The 15,951-nt window shown below is 69.8% G+C and carries 16 protein-coding genes; 12 read left to right on the top strand and 4 right to left on the bottom strand.

Features of this window, described 5'->3' with window-relative positions; translation table 11 throughout:
* Nucleotides 1-18 precede the first annotated feature (18 nt).
* From ASC55_RS04550 to ASC55_RS04540, 3 genes are all read left to right on the top strand, one after another.
* On the top strand, nucleotides 19-1,473 hold the full coding sequence (locus ASC55_RS04550; protein WP_055869069.1) for a GuaB1 family IMP dehydrogenase-related protein: 1,455 nt from the start codon (nucleotides 19-21) through the stop codon (nucleotides 1,471-1,473).
* Nucleotides 1,474-1,586: 113 nt separating this feature from the next.
* Nucleotides 1,587-2,906, top strand: a complete 1,320-nt coding sequence (locus ASC55_RS04545; RefSeq protein ID WP_055872954.1) for a hemolysin family protein — start codon at nucleotides 1,587-1,589, stop codon at nucleotides 2,904-2,906.
* Nucleotides 2,903-3,964, top strand: coding sequence for a hemolysin family protein (locus ASC55_RS04540; protein ID WP_017831078.1), 1,062 nt, complete (start codon nucleotides 2,903-2,905; stop codon nucleotides 3,962-3,964). The genes ASC55_RS04545 and ASC55_RS04540 overlap by 4 nt, the downstream gene beginning before the upstream one ends.
* Before the next feature lie 70 nt (nucleotides 3,965-4,034).
* Here ASC55_RS04540 and ASC55_RS04535 read toward each other — a convergent pair whose 3' ends face one another.
* Nucleotides 4,035-5,102: an NADH:flavin oxidoreductase/NADH oxidase gene (locus tag ASC55_RS04535; protein ID WP_055872951.1), complete on the bottom strand. Its 1,068-nt coding sequence runs from the start codon at nucleotides 5,100-5,102 to the stop codon at nucleotides 4,035-4,037.
* Nucleotides 5,103-5,158: 56 nt separating this feature from the next.
* On the opposite strand from ASC55_RS04535, the gene ASC55_RS04530 reads away from it, so the two are divergent.
* Genes ASC55_RS04530 through ASC55_RS04505 form a run of 6 tightly spaced genes read left to right on the top strand, consistent with a single transcriptional unit; the run spans nucleotide 5,159 to nucleotide 9,901 of the window.
* The gene (locus tag ASC55_RS04530; RefSeq protein ID WP_055872948.1) at nucleotides 5,159-5,992 is read left to right on the top strand and encodes an NAD(P)H-hydrate dehydratase; all 834 of its coding nucleotides are present in this window, start codon (nucleotides 5,159-5,161) and stop codon (nucleotides 5,990-5,992) included.
* Nucleotides 5,989-7,224 carry a hypothetical protein gene (locus tag ASC55_RS04525; protein ID WP_235562528.1) on the top strand — a complete coding sequence of 412 codons (1,236 nt, stop codon included), beginning with the start codon at nucleotides 5,989-5,991 and terminating at the stop codon, nucleotides 7,222-7,224. The genes ASC55_RS04530 and ASC55_RS04525 overlap by 4 nt, the downstream gene beginning before the upstream one ends.
* 4 nt (nucleotides 7,225-7,228) lie before the next feature.
* Nucleotides 7,229-7,573: a thiamine-binding protein gene (locus ASC55_RS04520; RefSeq protein ID WP_055869064.1), complete on the top strand. Its 345-nt coding sequence runs from the start codon at nucleotides 7,229-7,231 to the stop codon at nucleotides 7,571-7,573.
* Nucleotides 7,566-8,054, top strand: coding sequence for a GNAT family N-acetyltransferase (locus tag ASC55_RS04515; protein ID WP_055872944.1), 489 nt, complete (start codon nucleotides 7,566-7,568; stop codon nucleotides 8,052-8,054). Before ASC55_RS04520 ends, ASC55_RS04515 begins: the two co-directional genes overlap by 8 nt.
* Nucleotides 8,051-9,280, top strand: coding sequence for an MFS transporter (locus ASC55_RS04510; RefSeq protein ID WP_055872941.1), 1,230 nt, complete (start codon nucleotides 8,051-8,053; stop codon nucleotides 9,278-9,280). The genes ASC55_RS04515 and ASC55_RS04510 overlap by 4 nt, the downstream gene beginning before the upstream one ends.
* 9 nt (nucleotides 9,281-9,289) lie before the next feature.
* Nucleotides 9,290-9,901, top strand: a complete 612-nt coding sequence (locus ASC55_RS04505) for an NUDIX hydrolase (RefSeq protein WP_055872938.1) — start codon at nucleotides 9,290-9,292, stop codon at nucleotides 9,899-9,901.
* 10 nt (nucleotides 9,902-9,911) lie between these two features.
* Here the strand turns inward: ASC55_RS04505 and metX are convergent, their stop codons facing one another.
* The 3 genes from metX to ASC55_RS04490 all read right to left on the bottom strand — a co-directional run bounded on the left by metX (nucleotide 9,912) and on the right by ASC55_RS04490 (nucleotide 13,617).
* Nucleotides 9,912-11,117 carry a homoserine O-acetyltransferase MetX gene (gene metX / locus ASC55_RS04500; protein WP_055869060.1) on the bottom strand — a complete coding sequence of 402 codons (1,206 nt, stop codon included), beginning with the start codon at nucleotides 11,115-11,117 and terminating at the stop codon, nucleotides 9,912-9,914.
* Nucleotides 11,118-11,225: 108 nt separating this feature from the next.
* Nucleotides 11,226-12,170, bottom strand: coding sequence for an endonuclease/exonuclease/phosphatase family protein (locus tag ASC55_RS04495; protein ID WP_055872935.1), 945 nt, complete (start codon nucleotides 12,168-12,170; stop codon nucleotides 11,226-11,228).
* Nucleotides 12,171-12,294: 124 nt separating this feature from the next.
* Nucleotides 12,295-13,617: a bifunctional o-acetylhomoserine/o-acetylserine sulfhydrylase gene (locus ASC55_RS04490; RefSeq protein WP_017831068.1), complete on the bottom strand. Its 1,323-nt coding sequence runs from the start codon at nucleotides 13,615-13,617 to the stop codon at nucleotides 12,295-12,297.
* Nucleotides 13,618-13,812: 195 nt separating this feature from the next.
* Between ASC55_RS04490 and ASC55_RS04485 the strand changes: the two genes are divergently transcribed.
* From ASC55_RS04485 to ASC55_RS04475, 3 genes are read left to right on the top strand one after another with little or no spacing between them, the layout of a single operon-like run.
* Entirely contained in the window at nucleotides 13,813-14,595 is a 783-nt protein-coding gene (locus ASC55_RS04485) for an SDR family oxidoreductase (RefSeq protein ID WP_200935138.1), read from the top strand.
* 2 nt (nucleotides 14,596-14,597) lie between these two features.
* Nucleotides 14,598-15,311, top strand: a complete 714-nt coding sequence (locus tag ASC55_RS04480; RefSeq protein WP_055872933.1) for a uracil-DNA glycosylase — start codon at nucleotides 14,598-14,600, stop codon at nucleotides 15,309-15,311.
* Between the two features lie 4 nt (nucleotides 15,312-15,315).
* Nucleotides 15,316-15,933: a GNAT family N-acetyltransferase gene (locus ASC55_RS04475; RefSeq protein ID WP_055872930.1), complete on the top strand. Its 618-nt coding sequence runs from the start codon at nucleotides 15,316-15,318 to the stop codon at nucleotides 15,931-15,933.
* Nucleotides 15,934-15,951 lie beyond the last annotated feature (18 nt).

The following is a 15,951-nucleotide window of genomic DNA, read 5'->3' as shown; positions in this document are numbered from 1 at the left end:
TCTGAGTACCGTGGAGGCATGAAGTTCTCTGGAGAGCAGCCGACCGTCGATCTGACCTACTCCGACGTCTTCCTGGTGCCGCGCAGATCCGCTGTCACCAGCCGTCTGCAGGTCGATCTCGCCCCGCAGGACGGCACACCGGCGACGTTGCCGCTCGTCGCCGCGAACATGAACTCCGTGACCGGCCCCCGCATCGCTGCCGTGCTCGCGCGGCGTGGCGGCCTCGGTGTCCTGCCGCAGGACATGCCGTTGCAGGATCTTGACGCCGCGATCCGCGAGGTCAAGTCGCAGCCGGTTCTCTGGGACACGCCTCTTGTGCTGCCGCCGGAGGCATCGGCCGCCGACGCGCTTCGTCTGCTCCCGGCGGCCAGCGGCCACGGGATCGTGGTCGCCCGTGGCGCGGCGCCGATCGGCGTCGAGCACATCCTCGGCATCCTCCCCGCGACCAGACTGGCCACGGCGCTTCCCGACGCGCAGCTCGGCGACCTGGTGCACCACGGCACGCCGTCGATCGACGCGGACGACATCGGTTCGGAGCGGCACGCGTTCGATGTGATCACCGACGCGGGCGTCGAGATGGTGACGGTCGTGCACCACGGCCATCTCGTCGGCACGCTGAGCGCCCGCAGCGCGCTGCGCTCGACGCTCTACCGTCCGGCGGTCGATGCCGACGGACGTCTCGCGGTCGCTGCCGCCGTCGGCATCAACGGCGATGTCGCCGCCAAGGCCAAGGCACTCGCCGCCGCCGGTGTCGACGTGCTGGTGGTCGACACCGCTCACGGCCACCAGGAGGGCATGCTGCGGGCTCTGCGCGCCGTCGCCGAACTCGATCTCGGCCTGCCCGTCGTGGCGGGCAACGTCGTCACAGCCGACGGCGTGGCCGACCTGGTCGACGCCGGAGCGTCGATCCTCAAGGTCGGCGTCGGTCCTGGCGCGATGTGCACCACCCGCATGATGACGGCGGTCGGACGCCCGCAGTTCTCCGCCGTGCTCGAGACCGCCCAGGCGGCACGTGAGCTCGGCGCGCATGTCTGGGCGGACGGCGGGGTGCGCTATCCGCGTGATGTGGCGCTCGCCCTCGCCGCCGGTGCGGCGTCCGTCATGGTCGGATCGTGGTTCGCCGGCACGATCGAGGCGCCGGGGGAGCTGCAGCGCGATGCCGATGGGCGCCTGTTCAAGGAATCCTGGGGCATGGCGTCGACCAAGGCGGTCCAGGCGCGCTTCGGTCGGCTCGACGCCTACGAGCGTGCCCGCAAGGAGCTCTTCGCCGAGGGCATCTCCTCGTCGAAGATCTACCTCGACCCGCTGCGTCCGGGCATCGAGGACCTTCTGGACATGATCACCTCCGGCGTGCGCTCATCCTTCACCTACGCGGGGGCGGCGACCGTGCCCGAGTTCCACGACCGCGCCGTGGTGGGGCTGCAGTCGGCGGCCGGCTACGAGGAGGGCAAGGCGCTGCCGGTCAGCTGGTGATCGTCGAGCGCACACCCCGCTGTCTTCGGTACAATCGTCGGCATAATGGACGACCCTCCCAGTTGTAGAACATCGCCCCACTGTCCGCCTCTCTCACCGGAGAGGAACCTCTGATGGACTACATCATGTTGGGCGTGGGGCTCCTGCTCACGGTCGGCACAGGCCTCTTCGTCGCGAGCGAGTTCGCACTGGTGAACCTCGATCGCGCCGAGCTCGAGGCCAGGCAGGCGCGCGGTGAATCCCGGCTCTCGCTCACGATCAGCGCTCTCAAGCACACGTCGACGCATCTCTCGGCGGCGCAGCTCGGCATCACGCTGACGACGCTGCTCACCGGTTACACGATGGAGCCGGCGCTGTCGAACCTCCTGCGCCCGACCTTCATCGCCTGGAGCATCCCTGAGGCCGCCGTCGCGCCGATCGCGACCATCGTGGCCATGCTCGTGGCGACGGTGCTCTCGATGATCCTCGGCGAGCTCGTCCCCAAGAACTTCGCCCTCGCCCTGCCTCTGGCCACCGCGAAGCTCGTGATCCCGTTCCAGATCGCGTTCACGACGGTGTTCAAGCCCGCCGTGGTGGTGCTCAACGGCAGTGCGAACGGCGTGCTGCGCGGGATGGGCATCGAGCCGAAGGAAGAGCTCTCCGGCGCCCGCAGCGCGGAGGAGCTGTCCTCGCTCGTGCGACGGTCCGCCAACGCGGGCCTGCTGGAGGCCGACACCGCGTCGTTGCTCGATCGCACCCTCATGTTCTCGCGGCTGACGGCCGATGACGTGATGACCGCTCGACCGAGCATGCACGCGATCGCCGCGGGCGATTCCGTGGATGACGTCATCCAGCTCGCGCGACGCACGGGCCACAGCCGCTTCCCGGTCTACGGCGACGACCTCGACGACATCATGGGCGTCGTGCACCTCAAGGCGGCGATCTCCGTGCCGCGCGATCGTCGTACCGAGGTCCCCGTCGGCGCTCTCGCGACGGAACCGCTCCGCGTGCCGGAGACGGTACACGTCGACGCCCTGATCGCGGAGCTGCGCGCCCGCGGCTACCAGCTGGCGATCGTCGTGGACGAGTACGGCGGCACAGCGGGTCTCGTGACCCTGGAAGACCTCGTCGAGGAACTTGTCGGTGAGGTCGCCGACGAGCACGATCGCACCAGGGCCGGAGTCATCCGCAACCGGGAGGGCATCACGTTCCCCGGTGAGCTGCGACCCGATGAGCTGCGTCGTCGTGCCGGTGTGGAAGTGCCGGAGGGCGACGTGTACGACACGGTGGGCGGTTATGTCATGAGCGTGCTCGAGCGCGTCCCTTCGGTCGGCGACGAGGTGCCGCTCGACAGCGGTGTGCTGCAGGTGGTGCGCATGGACGGGCGACGGGTGGATCGGGTGCGCTACGTTCCGAGACCGCTCGACGACGTCAACGAGGAGGTGACCCGATGAGCGATTGGGGAGGACTCGCCTGGCTCGTCGTGCTCCTTGTCGCGAACGCCTTCTTCGTCGGCGGAGAGTTCGCGGTGATCTCGGCCAGGCGGTCGCAGATCGAGCCTCTCGCCGATCAGGGCTCGCGCGCGGCCAAGACGGCCCTGTACGCGATGGAGCACGCGACGCTGATGCTCGCCACATCGCAGCTGGGCATCACGATCTGTTCGCTGCTCATCCTGAACGTCTCGGAGCCGGCGATCCACCACCTGCTCTCCGTGCCGCTGCACGCGCTCGGCTGGCCCGATGGCGCGGTCGACGCGGTCTCGTTCACGATCGCGCTGCTGATCGTGTCGTTCCTGCACGTGGTGTTCGGCGAGATGGTGCCGAAGAACCTGGCGTTCTCGGTGCCGGATCGGGCCGTGCTGTTCCTGGCCCCGCCGCTGGTGTGGGTGTCGAAGGTGTTCATGCCGGTGATCTGGGTGCTCAACGCGGCCGCGAACGGCGTGCTGCGCCTGTTCCGCGTCGAGCCGAAGAACGAGGCGGCATCCACGTTCACGCTCGACGAGGTGGCGACCATCGTCAGCCAGTCGCGTCGCGAGGGGGTGCTCATGGACACGGCGGGAACCGTCGCCGCTGCGGTGGAGTTCACCGACAAGAAGGCACGCGACGTCGCCGTTCCCCTGAGCGATCTGGTGACGCTGCCGCAGTCGACCACGCCCGAGGACATCGAGAAGGCGGTCGCCCGCTACGGCTTCTCGCGCTATGTGATCGTCGACGACGAGTCCGTGCCGATCGGCTACGTGCACCTGAAGGACATCCTTCGGGCATCCGAGGGCCCGGACGCGGAGGCCAAGATGATCGAGCCGGTTCCGGCCAAGCGCATCCACCACATGGTGCCGGTGCAGGAGGACACGGATCTGGAAGACGCTCTCGCAGTCATGCGTCGTGCGGGTCGGCACCTGGCGAAGGTGCGCGACGCACAGGGGAACACCACCGCTGTGCTGTTCCTGGAGGACATCCTGGAGGAACTGGTCGGAGAGGTGCAGGACGCGACCCGTCGCTTCCGCGGACGCTGATCGTCGATCGCGACGATGAAGGCCGCCGGACCCCTCAGGGGACCGGCGGCCTTCATCGTGCCGAGGAGACTCAGCGCAGGCGCGCGCGTTCGTACTGCGGCGGCCAGGCGATGTCGGCGTCGAGCTCATGGGCGGCGCGGAGAGCGAAGTGCGGGTCGCGCAGCCACTCCCGTCCGGCGAAGATCGCATCGGCCGCGCCATCGGCGAGCACCCGCTCGGCCTGGGCGGCCGCTGTGATGAGACCGACGGCCGACACGGGGATCCGACCGCCTTGACGCACGGTCTCGGCGAGAGGCACCTGGTACCCGGGGAAGACGCTGATCTGCTGGTGCGCGACGAGGCCGCCGCTGGAGACGTCGATGAGGTCGGCGCTGTGCTGCACCGCCCAGTCGCCGACGATCGCCGCCTCCTCGGGCGTGAAGCCTCCATCGGCGTGGTCCGTGGCGGAGATGCGGACGAACAGCGGGAGGTCGTCACCCGCAGCCTCACGGACGGCGTCGATCACGCGCAGCAGCAGCCGGGCGCGGTTCTCGAGCGATCCGCCGTACTCGTCGTCGCGCAGATTCGACAGCGGGGACAGGAACTGGTGCAGGAGGTAGCCGTGCGCGCCATGGATCTCCAGCACGTCGAACCCGGCATCGACCGCACGCCGCGCTGCGACGGCGAACGCCTCGACCACGCGGTCGATGCCTGCGAGGTCGAGGGCGACCGGCGCATCGAAGCCGTCGAAGGCGACGGCCGACGGCGCGGCTGTCGTCCACCCTCCCTCAGCCGCCGGCACCGACCCGCGCTCGGGAGCCCAGGGCCACCACGTCGACGCCTTGCGGCCGGCGTGGGCGAGCTGGATCCCCGCACGCGCTCCGCGATCGTGGATCGCCCGGACGATCGGGGCCAGGGCGTCGCGCTGCGCGTCGTTCCACAGGCCCACATCACGCGGCGAGATCCGGCCTTCGGGAACGACGGCTGTCGCCTCGGCGACGATGAGCCCGGCACCACCGGAGGCGAACTGGGCGAGGTGGGTGTGATGCCACTCCTGCACCACGCCGTCCTCTGCGCTGTACATGCACATCGGCGATACCCAGAGACGGTTGCGGAAGGTGACGGAACGGATGCGCAGCGGGGAGAAGAGAACACTCACGCTTCGACGCTACCGCTCGGCGGGTGCAGGACGGGCCGTCGCACTAACGTGGAGTCATGGTCGAAGTGCGCGAGTGGACACGCGGCGACACGGCGCGGTTGTTCCGTGTGCCCACCGCGGACGACGACAAGTACGCCCGCGGTGTGGTGGCTCTTCGCACCGGATCGCCCGCCTATCCCGGAGCCGCGGTCCTCGGCGTCGAGGCCGCATGGCGCGCAGGGGCCGGTTTCGTCCGCTACATCGGGGCGGAGCGGGTTGCCGATGCCGTGCTCGCCCGGCGTCCGGAGACCGTCACCGGCGCGGATACGGGTCGCGCTCGCGTCGACGCCTGGGTGATCGGCTCGGGGACCGACCCGACGCACCGCAGCGCCGCGGAGACCACCGCGCTGCGCGACATCCTCACCGGGCCCGCGGCCGTCGTCATCGACGCCGGTGCGCTCGATCTCGCCGAGGGGACGACGGCACCGTTCCTCGTGACGCCTCACGCGCGCGAGTTCGCACGGCTGCAGGAGGGCCTCGGCGTCTCCTCGGCCGAGGAGGATCGTGCGCAGGCCGCGCAGCACATGGCGGACAGGCTCGGGGGCACCGTGCTGCTCAAAGGATCCCGCACGCTGATCGCGTCGCCCCACGGAGACGTCATCGCCGTGGATGCGGGGACCGGATGGCTGGCGACCGCGGGTACGGGCGACGTGCTCGCCGGGGTGTTGGGTGCGGTGCTCGCGGCGAACCCCGGACGGCCGATCGCCGAAGTCGCCGCTGCGGGAGCGTGGGTGCACGGTCATGCCGGGCGGATCGCCGCCGGGACGCGCGACGGTGCGGCGGGGCATCCGATCGTCGCGATGGATGTCGCGGCAGCACTGCCGCACGCGATCGCGGACGTCCTCGCGTGAATCGCACGTCGACGAGCAGAGTGGTCGCGCTGTGGTGCGTCTTCCTCCTCGTTCACCTGCTCACGGCCTGGCTCGGCTGGGTGTATCCCAGCCAGCCGATGGGCGATGTCGTGCTCGTGTACGAGCCCTGGGCGACCTCGGCGCTCAGCGGGGGAGGCATCGTCGGCATCGACGAGACCTGGGTCTACCCCCAGCTCGCCCTCGTGCCGATGCTCATCGCCGCCGCTCTCTCCGCGCCGCTGGTGCCTCTGCTCGGCGTGTCCAGCGCGTACCTGGTGGGGTGGGCGGCCCTGGTCGTCATCCTCGACGCGATCGCCTTCGGCGTGCTCATCGGGCGCTCTCCCGCGCGCGCTCGACGCATCGCCGCCTGGTTCTGGTGTGCGGCCGTGCTTCTGCTCGGGCCGATCGCGCTCTATCGGATCGATGCGATCACCGTTCCGATCGCCGTGATCGGTGGACTCTGGTTGGTGTCGCGGCCGGCGGTCGGCGCCGCGCTTCTCACGATCGGCGCCTGGATCAAGATCTGGCCCGGTGCGCTCGTCCTCGCCGCCGTCGTCGCGCTCCGGGCACGGATGCGGGTGCTGTTCGCCGCAGCGGTGGTCACCGCCGGCGTCGTCGCGACGCTGCTGCTGCTCGGAGCGGACACCGAGATCCTCGGGTTCCTGACGGAGCAGACCGGACGAGGGCTGCAGATCGAAGCCGTGGCCGCCACGCCCTTCCTGTGGCTCGCGGTCGCCGGGGCCGCCCGTATCGAGTACAGCTTCGAGATCCTGACCTTCCAGATCACCGCGCCCGGTGTCGATGCCGTCGCCGCCGCGCTCACACCGCTCATGGCTGTCTCCGTGCTGGCGGTCACCGCGGTGGGCGCGCTCAAGGCGGTGCGCGGTGCGACGTTCCCGCGGCTGTTCCCTCCGCTCGCTCTCACGCTGGTGACGCTGCTGATCGTCACCAACAAGGTCGGCTCACCGCAGTTCCAGACCTGGCTGATCGCCCCGGTCATCCTGTGGCTCGTGCTCGATCGGGTGAGGGCACGCACACCGGCCGTCGTCGTCCTCGCCCTCTGTCTGCTCACCTGCCTCGTCTATCCGCTCGGCTACGACGCGCTGCTGCGGGCCGATGCCCTCTCCGTCGCCGTGCTCACCGTGCGCAACGTGCTTCTCGTCGTCCTGCTCGTCCTGGGCATCCGCGCTCTCGTGCGGGTGCCCGTCCGTCATCCCCGCACCCAGGAGTGAACCCATGCTGATCGCCTTCTCCGTCGCCCCCAGCGGCACCCCCGCCGATGGTGCAGAGCGCACCGACGCCTCCGTGCACGACGCGGTGGCCGCTGCCGTGCGCGTCGTGCGCGAATCGGGGCTGCCGCACCGCACCACGAGCATGTTCACCGAGATCGAGGGCCCGGATTGGGACACGGTCATGGACGTCGTGAAGCGCGCGACCGAAGCGGTCATGCCGTTCGGGTCGCGGGTCTCGCTCGTGCTCAAGGCCGACATCCGCCCGGGGTACTCCGGAGAGCTCGACGCGAAGATCGAACGTCTGGAGAGCGCGATCGAGGAGGCAGCCGTCGAGGAGTCCGGTGACTGATCCCGTTTCGCTCTCGTCGGTCGTTCTCCGATCGGCGCTCGCCGAGGATGCGGAGTGGATCGCCGAGCTGCGGGCCGATGTGCTCCGCGCCGACCTGGAGCGGCTGGGGCGCTACGACCAGACGCGCGTCCGGCAGCGGTTCCGCGATGCGTTCGAGCCGGCGTACACGCGGATCATCGTCGTGGACGCCGCGGACGTCGGTTCTGTCGCCCTCCGCCCCGACGGAGACGCCTTCTGGCTGGAGCACCTCTACATCGACGCCTCGCACCAGGGGAGGGGCGTCGGCAGCCGGGTCCTGGCGATGATCCTCGATGACGACGAGCTGTACCGGCTCAATGTGCTCCAGGGCAGTCCGGCGCGCAGCCTCTACGAGCGTCACGGGTTCGTCGTCGACTCGCAAGACGACGTGGACGTGTTCATGACGCGAGAGCGGACCGGGCGGGCGGTCGCACCAGGGACGGCCGCTAAGCTGATGCGGTGAATCCCTCGACGCAATCGAGGGGTGCGGCGAAGTGGGCGCTCCTCTCTCTCGCCATCGGCAGCTTCGGCATCGGCATGACCGAATTCGTGGTCATGGGTCTGCTGCCCAACATCGCCGCCGACCTGCTGCCTTCGCTCTGGGCGACCAGTCGGGAAGACGCCCTGAGCCAGGCCGGCTGGCTGATCTCGCTGTACGCGCTCGGCGTGGTGGTCGGTGCGCCGACCATCGCCGGCTTCGTCGCCCGCTATCCGCGGCATCGTGTCATGATCGTGCTGGCCCTCGCCCTGACGGTGTTCAACGCGCTCACGGTGGTGCTGCCCACGTTCGAGCTCGTCGCCGCGTCCCGCTTCCTCGCGGGGCTTCCGCACGGCGCCTACTTCGGCATCGGAGCGCTCGTCGCCGCCGATGTGATGGGACCGGGCAACCGTGCCAAGGGCGTGGCCTTCATCCTCACCGGGCTCACGGTCGCCAACGTCATCGGCGTGCCGCTGGGAACGTTCCTCGGACAGCAGTGGGGCTGGCGCTCCGCCTTCGCGGTCGTGGCGCTCGTGTTCGCTCTCGCGACGCTGTGCATAGCCGTCTTCGTCCCGGAGCATCCCGGAGACCCCGGCCGCACGATGCGCCAGGAGCTGCGGGTGTTCCGCATCCCGCAGGTGTGGTTCACGCTCGGTGTCGGAGCCATCGGCTTCGGCGGATTCTTCGCCGTCTACAGCTACATCGCCCCGCTGGTGACGGAGGTCTCCGGTTCACCGGAATGGGTGGTGCCGATCGTCCTCGTGTTGATGGGACTCGGGATGACGGCGGGGAACCTGGTCGGCGGTCACCTCGCCGACATCGACCTGCGCCGCACGCTGCTGTTCGGCCTCGCCGCGATGGCCGTCGTCTTCGCGCTGCTGGCTTTCCTCTCGTTCTGGATCGTCAGCCTGGCCGCGGTGGTGCTCGTGGTCGGTTTCGTGTCGTCGGTGCTGAGCCCGACGATCCAGACGCGGCTCATGGACGTGGCGGGCGACAACCAGTCGATCGCGGCGGCGATGAACCACTCGGCGCTCAACATCGGCAACAGCCTGGGCGCGTTCCTCGGCGGCGTCGTGATCGCCGCGGGCTGGGGCTTCACCGCACCGGCGTGGACGGGGGGAGTGCTCGCCGGGGCCGGCCTGCTGATCGCGCTGCTGTCGTATCGCGTCGAAGAGCGTCGCGCTGCGGCGACGGAGCTGGTCGCGTCGTAGAGTGACGGGGTGAGCGCCCCCGAGTCGTCCCTGCCCGTCGCCGGCACCGTCGTGGTGCTGCGCGCAGCGGACCCGGGGTTCGAACTGCTGCTGATGCGGCGCCCCGATCGCGGGTCCTTCGCGGGAGCCTGGGTCTTCCCCGGGGGCAAGGTCGAGCCCGGCGACGTGCGCGAGGGCGACGACGAGGCCGAAGACGCCCGCCGCGCCGCGATCAGGGAGACCCGCGAGGAGGTGGGGCTCGCGGTGGATGATCTCGTGCCGCTGTCGCAGTGGCAGCCGCCGCTCGAGGCCCCCACCCGCATCCGGACGTGGTTCTTCCTGGCGGAGGCGCCGGATGAGGAGCCCTCGCCTTCTGCGGAGGAGGTCGCGGAGATCGCCTGGGTGCGGCCGGCGGAGGCGCTCGCCAGACACGCGGCAGGGGAGTGGACGCTGTATCCCCCGACGTGGATCACCCTCCACCAGCTCTCGGTGTTCGGCGATGTCGCCGCTGCCGTGGCGGCGAGTGGCGTCGCGCAGCTGTTCCGGACCAGGGTGCTCGATTCCGACGCCGGCCGCGCCTTCACCTGGGATCAGGGACGCCTGGAAGCCGGTGCCCTGCCGTGGCGGTTCATCGAGACCTGAGCGGGCGGGATCAGCTGTCCAGCAGACGGCGCAGGTTCGTGCCGACGGCCTCGGTCTCGATGAGGAACCCGTCGTGCCCGAAGTCGCTGGTGATGACCACCGCCTCGTCGTCGATGACGTTCGGGATGCTGCGCGCGATGCGCTGCTGCCCGTCGACGGGGAAGAGGCGGTCGCTGTCGATGCCGAGCACCAGCGTGGTCGCGGTGACGGCACGCAGCGCCTCCTCGACGCCACCGCGCCCGCGGCCCACGTCGTGCGAGTTCATGGCCTCGACGAGCGTGATGTAGCTGTTCGCGTCGAACCGGCGGGTGAACTTGTTGCCGTGGAAGTCGAGGTACGACTCCACCGCGAAGCGACCGCCGTGGCCGAGGGGCGAGACATCCGATTGCCAGGATCGCTGGAAGCGCTGGTTGAGCTCGATCGGGCTGCGGTAGTTCAGCAGGGCCATGCGCCGTGCCAAGGCGAGGCCGCGGTGCGGACCGTCGCCGTCACCGAGATCGTAGTATTCACCGCCCTGGAATCGCGGATCCATCCGGATGGTCTCCAGCTGCACCGTGTTGAGCGCGATCTGGTCGGCGGTCGTCACCGGTGGCGACGAGAGCACAGCGAGTCGCCGCACGCGCTCGGGATGCGTGGCCGCCCATTCCAGCGCGTGCATGCCTCCCATGGAGCCGCCGATCACGGCTGCCCAGCTCTCGATGCCCAGAGCGTCGGCGAGGCGCACCTGAGCGGCGACCTGGTCGCGGATGGTCAGGTACGGGAACCGTGACGCCCACTCGTAGCCGTCGGGAGCGACGCTTGCCGGCCCCGTCGAACCCTGGCAGCCTCCCAGCATGTTCGGGGCGATCACGAACCAGCGGTCGGTGTCGAGCGGAGCACCGGGACCGGTGATGTCCTCCCACCAGCCGCCGGTGGGGTGACCGGCGCCCGCGGGGCCGCGCACATGGCTGTCTCCGGTGAGCGCATGCAGCACCAGGACGGCGTTGTCACGGGCGCTGTTCAACTCGCCCCAGGACTCGTAGGCGATGCGGATGGCGGGCAGCTGCGCACCGCTCTCGGTGGAGAAGGGACCGGAGGCGGCGAAGCGTCGCCCTCCCACAGGGTCTCCGTCTCGCCATGCGCCGGTCGCCGGCGGGCGGGCACGGAGCAGCCGGACGTCGGCCTCCGTCACGGGTGCCGAAGGCACCGTGTCCTCGGAGGTCGTCTGCCAGTCCATGTCCCCATTCTCGCCTGGTGCGGAGCCTGTCGGTGGCAGGTTACGATCCGACCTGCGTGCGGCGCCGCTGAGACTGCCGATCGAGACGTCGGGCCCAGCGCACTCGGGTCAGCGCACTCGGGTCAGGGTGGCGAGATGATCGCTGTTCCCCGCCCGCATCGTGGTCGAGGTGACGACGTCGAGACCGCGCACGAACACCTGGTCGATGCGCACGAGGGGGAAGGCGACGGGCCACGTGAACCCGAGCGTCCCGTCGGTCGGACGCGCTCCGTCGGCCTCCGCGCGCAGAGCGGACAGACTCGGATCCGTCGACGGCGCATTGAAGTCGCCGACGACGAGGAGCGATTCTGCAGGATCGACGGCGACCTGTTCCGCGATTCCGCTCAGCATCGTGTCGCGGTCCTGCTGGTGTCCCGGCCGGACCGATGCGGCGTGCAGCACATACACGGCGACCGGAGCCGACGGGGCCTGCACCTCGACGCGGAGCGCCCGCTTCCAGCTGAGCCCCAGAGTGAGCGGCTCGGCGTTCGCGAGCGGATAGCGACTCCAGACGCCGACGGTTCCGACCGTGTACGAGTGCGGGTAGTCGGCGGCGAGGGCGTTCTGAGCGGCCGAGAGGCTGTCTCCGTCGAGCTCGACGAGCGCGATCACGTCGGCACCGCTCTGCGCGAGCTCGGTCGCGGACGCGGCGGCTCCACCGGATCGTGCGCGCACGTTCTGGCTCACGACCGTCAACGCGGATGCGGATGCCGGCTCCGCGCTCGTCTGACCGGGGAGCCCGGGAAACGCCGGTGCCATCGCGAGCACCCACAGCAGGGCAGGGACCAGGACGAGCACGATCACCCTGCGCGCGCGGAGAAGCGCAGCGACCACCAGTGCGAGCAGCACGAGTCCGAGCCAGGGGAGCACGGCCGCGACCGCTGTGCCCACGACACCCGGGATCCAGCCGCAGGCCACGATCAGCAGCAGCGCGGCGCTGGCGACGGCGATCCACCGTGCGGCGGCGGTGGCGGATCGCCGGATGCGCGGCGGTCGGTTTTCGACGTCGATCATGCTCTCCTCACGGCGGTATCCCATTCTCGACGGAACCGCCTGTGGGTCAGCCGGACGAGCGAGCCGTGCACGCCAAGATGCCCCGGAGCGGTGAGCTCCGGGGCATCTTCGCAGTGCGAGCGGGTCAGGCGCGCGCAGCCTCCGACACGCGGCGTGCCGCGGCGAGAGCCTGGTCGAGGTCGGCCTTGAGGTCGTCGACGTTCTCGATGCCGACGGAGAGGCGGACGAGGCCCGGCGTCACGCCGGCGGTCAGCTGCTGCTCGGGCGTCAGCTGCGCGTGGGTGGTGGATGCGGGGTGGATGACGAGCGAGCGCACGTCGCCGATGTTGGCGAGGTGGCTGAACAGGGACAGGCTGTTCACGAACTCGCGGCCCGCCTCGACTCCGCCCTTGAGCTCGAACGACAGCACAGCGCCGACGCCCTTGGGGGCGTACTCGTTCGCCTTGGCGTACCAGGGCGACGAGGGCAGGCCCGAGTAGTTGACGGTCGCGACGTCGTCACGGCTGTCGAGCCACTCGGCGATCTCCTGGGCGTTCTGCACGTGACGCTCGATGCGCAGCGACAGGGTCTCGACTCCCTGGATGAGGTTCCAGGCGCTCTGCGGGGCGATCGCCGAGCCGAGGTCGCGGAGCAGCTGCACGCGGGCCTTGATGATGTAGGCGAGGGCGTCGCCGACCGCGGCCGTGTAGCTGGCGCCGTGGTACGAGGGGTCCGGCACGGTGAGGCCGGGGAACTTGTCGACGTTCTTCGACCACTCGAACTTTCCGCCGTCGATGATGACGCCGCCGATGGTCGTGCCGTGGCCGCCGAGGAACTTCGTCACCGAGTGCACGACGATGTCGGCGCCGAACTCGAACGGACGGATCAGGTACGGGGTGGCGATCGTGTTGTCGACGATCAGCGGGACGCCGCTCTCGTGCGCGACGTCGGCGACGGTGCGGATGTCGAGGATGTTGATCTGCGGGTTGCCGATCGTCTCCGCGAAGAACAGCTTCGTGTTCGGGCGGACCGCGCGACGCCACTCCTCGGGGTCGTCCTGGTTCTCGACGAACGTGACCTCGATACCGAGCTTCGCGAGCGTGTACTTGAAGAGGTTGTACGTGCCGCCGTAGATCGAGCTGGAGGCGACGAAGTGGTCGCCGGCCTCGGCGATGTTCAGGACCGCGAAGGTCGATGCGGCCTGGCCACTGGCGAGGACGAGGGCTCCGGTGCCGCCTTCGAGAGCGGCGAGACGCTGCTCCAACACGTCCTGCGTCGGGTTCTGGATGCGGGTGTAGATGTTGCCGAACTCCGCGAGGGCGAACAGGTTGGCGGCGTGGTCCGCGCTGTCGAACACGTAGGAGGTGGTCTGGTAGATCGGCGTGGCACGTGCCTTGGTGACCGGGTCGGGGGCAGCGCCCGAGTGGATCTGCTTGGTCTCGAAACGCCAGGACTCGGGTGCGGACATGTGGTTCCCCCAGAAGTGGTCGGAAGGTCGGGTGGCGGATGCCGTTGCTGCGAGAGTACGGAATATCGGTGCGTGTCAACAACAGGCGGGAAATGTGACGTAACAGAGCGGAGGCCCGGAATCACGGGGCTGAGGGATCCGCGACAGCCCCGTGGGGGAGTCCGCGATCCGGGGATAACGCCGTACGGTGGAGGCATGGTGAACAGACGTGCAGTGGTGACAGGTGCGAGTTCGGGCATCGGCGCAGCGACGGTGCGTGCGCTGCGCGCCCGGGGATGGGACGTCGTCGGCGTCGCGCGGCGCGAGGATCGACTCGCAGCTCTCGCCGCGGAGACCGGAGCCTCGGCGATCGCCTGCGACCTCACGGACGCCGCGGCCGTCGAGGCGCTCGTGGGCGAGCTCGAGAGTTCGGGTCCGGTGCACGCGCTGGTGCAGGTGGCTGGCGGCGCCCGCGGCACCGACCGCATCGAGGACGCCTCGGTCGAGGATTGGCAGTGGATGTTCGACGCCAACGTCCTGGCCAGTCAGCGCCTCGTCGCCGGTCTGCTTCCGCTGCTGCGCCGCGCGGCCGCCGCCGACGGCCATGCCGACACGATCTTCGTCACCTCCACTGCCGCGCAGAACGCGTATGCCGGGGGCGCGGGCTACAACGCCGCGAAGGCCGCCGAGGGGATGCTGGTGAAGGTCCTGCGTCAGGAACTCAACGGCGAGCCGATCCGTGTGGTCGAGGTGGCACCGGGAATGGTGCACACCGAGGAGTTCACGCTCAACCGACTGGGTGGCGACTCCGTCGCGGCCGAAGCCGTGTATGCGGGCGTGGACGCCCCGCTCCTCGCCGACGACGTCGCCGATGTGATCGCCTATGCGCTGGAGTCCCCGGGCCACGTGAACCTCGATCTGATCACGATGCGCCCTGTCGCCCAGTCGGCGCAGCATCTGCTCGCCCGCGGTCCGCTGCGCGTGCGGTCCATCGACTGACGATGGCGCAGACCCTGGCAGAGCTCGCCACGGACGGTCGGATCGACGCCGGCTGGGCGGACGCACTGGTCCCGGTCCAGGACACGATCACCTCTCTGGGGGAACGCCTTCGCTCCGAGCAGGAGGCGGGCCACGGCTACCTGCCCTCCGGCGAGAACGTGCTCAGGGCCTTCCGTCGTCCTCTCTCGGACGTGCGCGTGCTGATCACCGGGCAGGATCCGTATCCCACTCCCGGGCATCCCATCGGGCTGTCGTTCGCCGTCGACCGTGATGTGCGGCCGCTTCCGCGCAGCCTCTCGAACATCTACAAGGAGCGCGAGAGCGACCTGGGCATCCCGCCGGCACCGCACGGAGACCTCACCGCCTGGAGCGAACAGGGCGTCCTCCTGCTGAACCGCGTGCTCACGGTGCGCCCGGGCGTCGCCGCCTCGCACCGCGGCTGGGGGTGGGAGAAGGTCACCGAGCTCGCGATCCGCGCGCTCGTGGCCCGTGATCAGCCCCTCGTCGCGATCCTGTGGGGCAAGGATGCGGCCAACCTGCAGCCCCTCCTGGGCGAGACGCCGGTGATCGTATCGGCGCATCCGTCTCCGCTCTCGGCCCGTCGCGGCTTCTTCGGTTCCCGCCCGTTCTCGCGCGCGAACGCGCTGCTCGAGGAGCAGGGAGCCGATCCGGTCGACTGGAGAGTGGAAGGCGAAGCCGGTCCGTCTCTAAGCTGAGCGCATGCAGTTCGAGCCGGGGGACCGTCGCCGCGTTCTGCCGCGCCATCTTCGGCCCGCACCTGCCCCAGAGGTCTTCTCCTACACGATCCGTGCTGCCCGGCCCGCAGACCTCCCTCACGTGCGGGAGATCTACAACCACTTCGTGAGCAACTCGGCCGTGACGCTCGACGAGCGGCGCAGCAGCATCCCCTACTGGCGGGACAAGTACGCGCTGCTGACCAGGCTGCAGCTGCCGTTCCTCGTCGCGGTGTCGCCGGGCGGTGAGGTGTTGGGCTACGCGCTCGCGCAGCCCTGGGCGGGCAAGAACGCCTACAAGTACACGGTCGAGGATTCGATCTACCTCGGTCCCGGCGCCGGGGGAAAGGGTCTGGGGGCAGCATTGTTGCAGGCGCTCATCGACGCCTGCGAGCAGATCGGGCTGCGCGAGATGGTCGCGGTCATCAGCGACCACGGCGCCGAGGCGTCGATCCGGTTGCACGAGAAGCTCGGCTTCATCGAGGCCGGACGGATGGGGCGCGTCGGATACAAGTTCGGCCGCGACCTCGGCACCGTCTACATGCGCCGCGTGCTCAAGCCCACAGGACGGCGACGGGGGAGTCTGTTCGGCGCGCGGCGCTGACCGTCGGCGTCCACTCGA

This window comes from Microbacterium sp. Root322, assembly GCF_001425645.1.
Classification (GTDB): Bacteria; Actinomycetota; Actinomycetes; order Actinomycetales; family Microbacteriaceae; genus Microbacterium; species Microbacterium maritypicum.
This window is presented reverse-complemented; position numbering and strand designations above follow the sequence as displayed.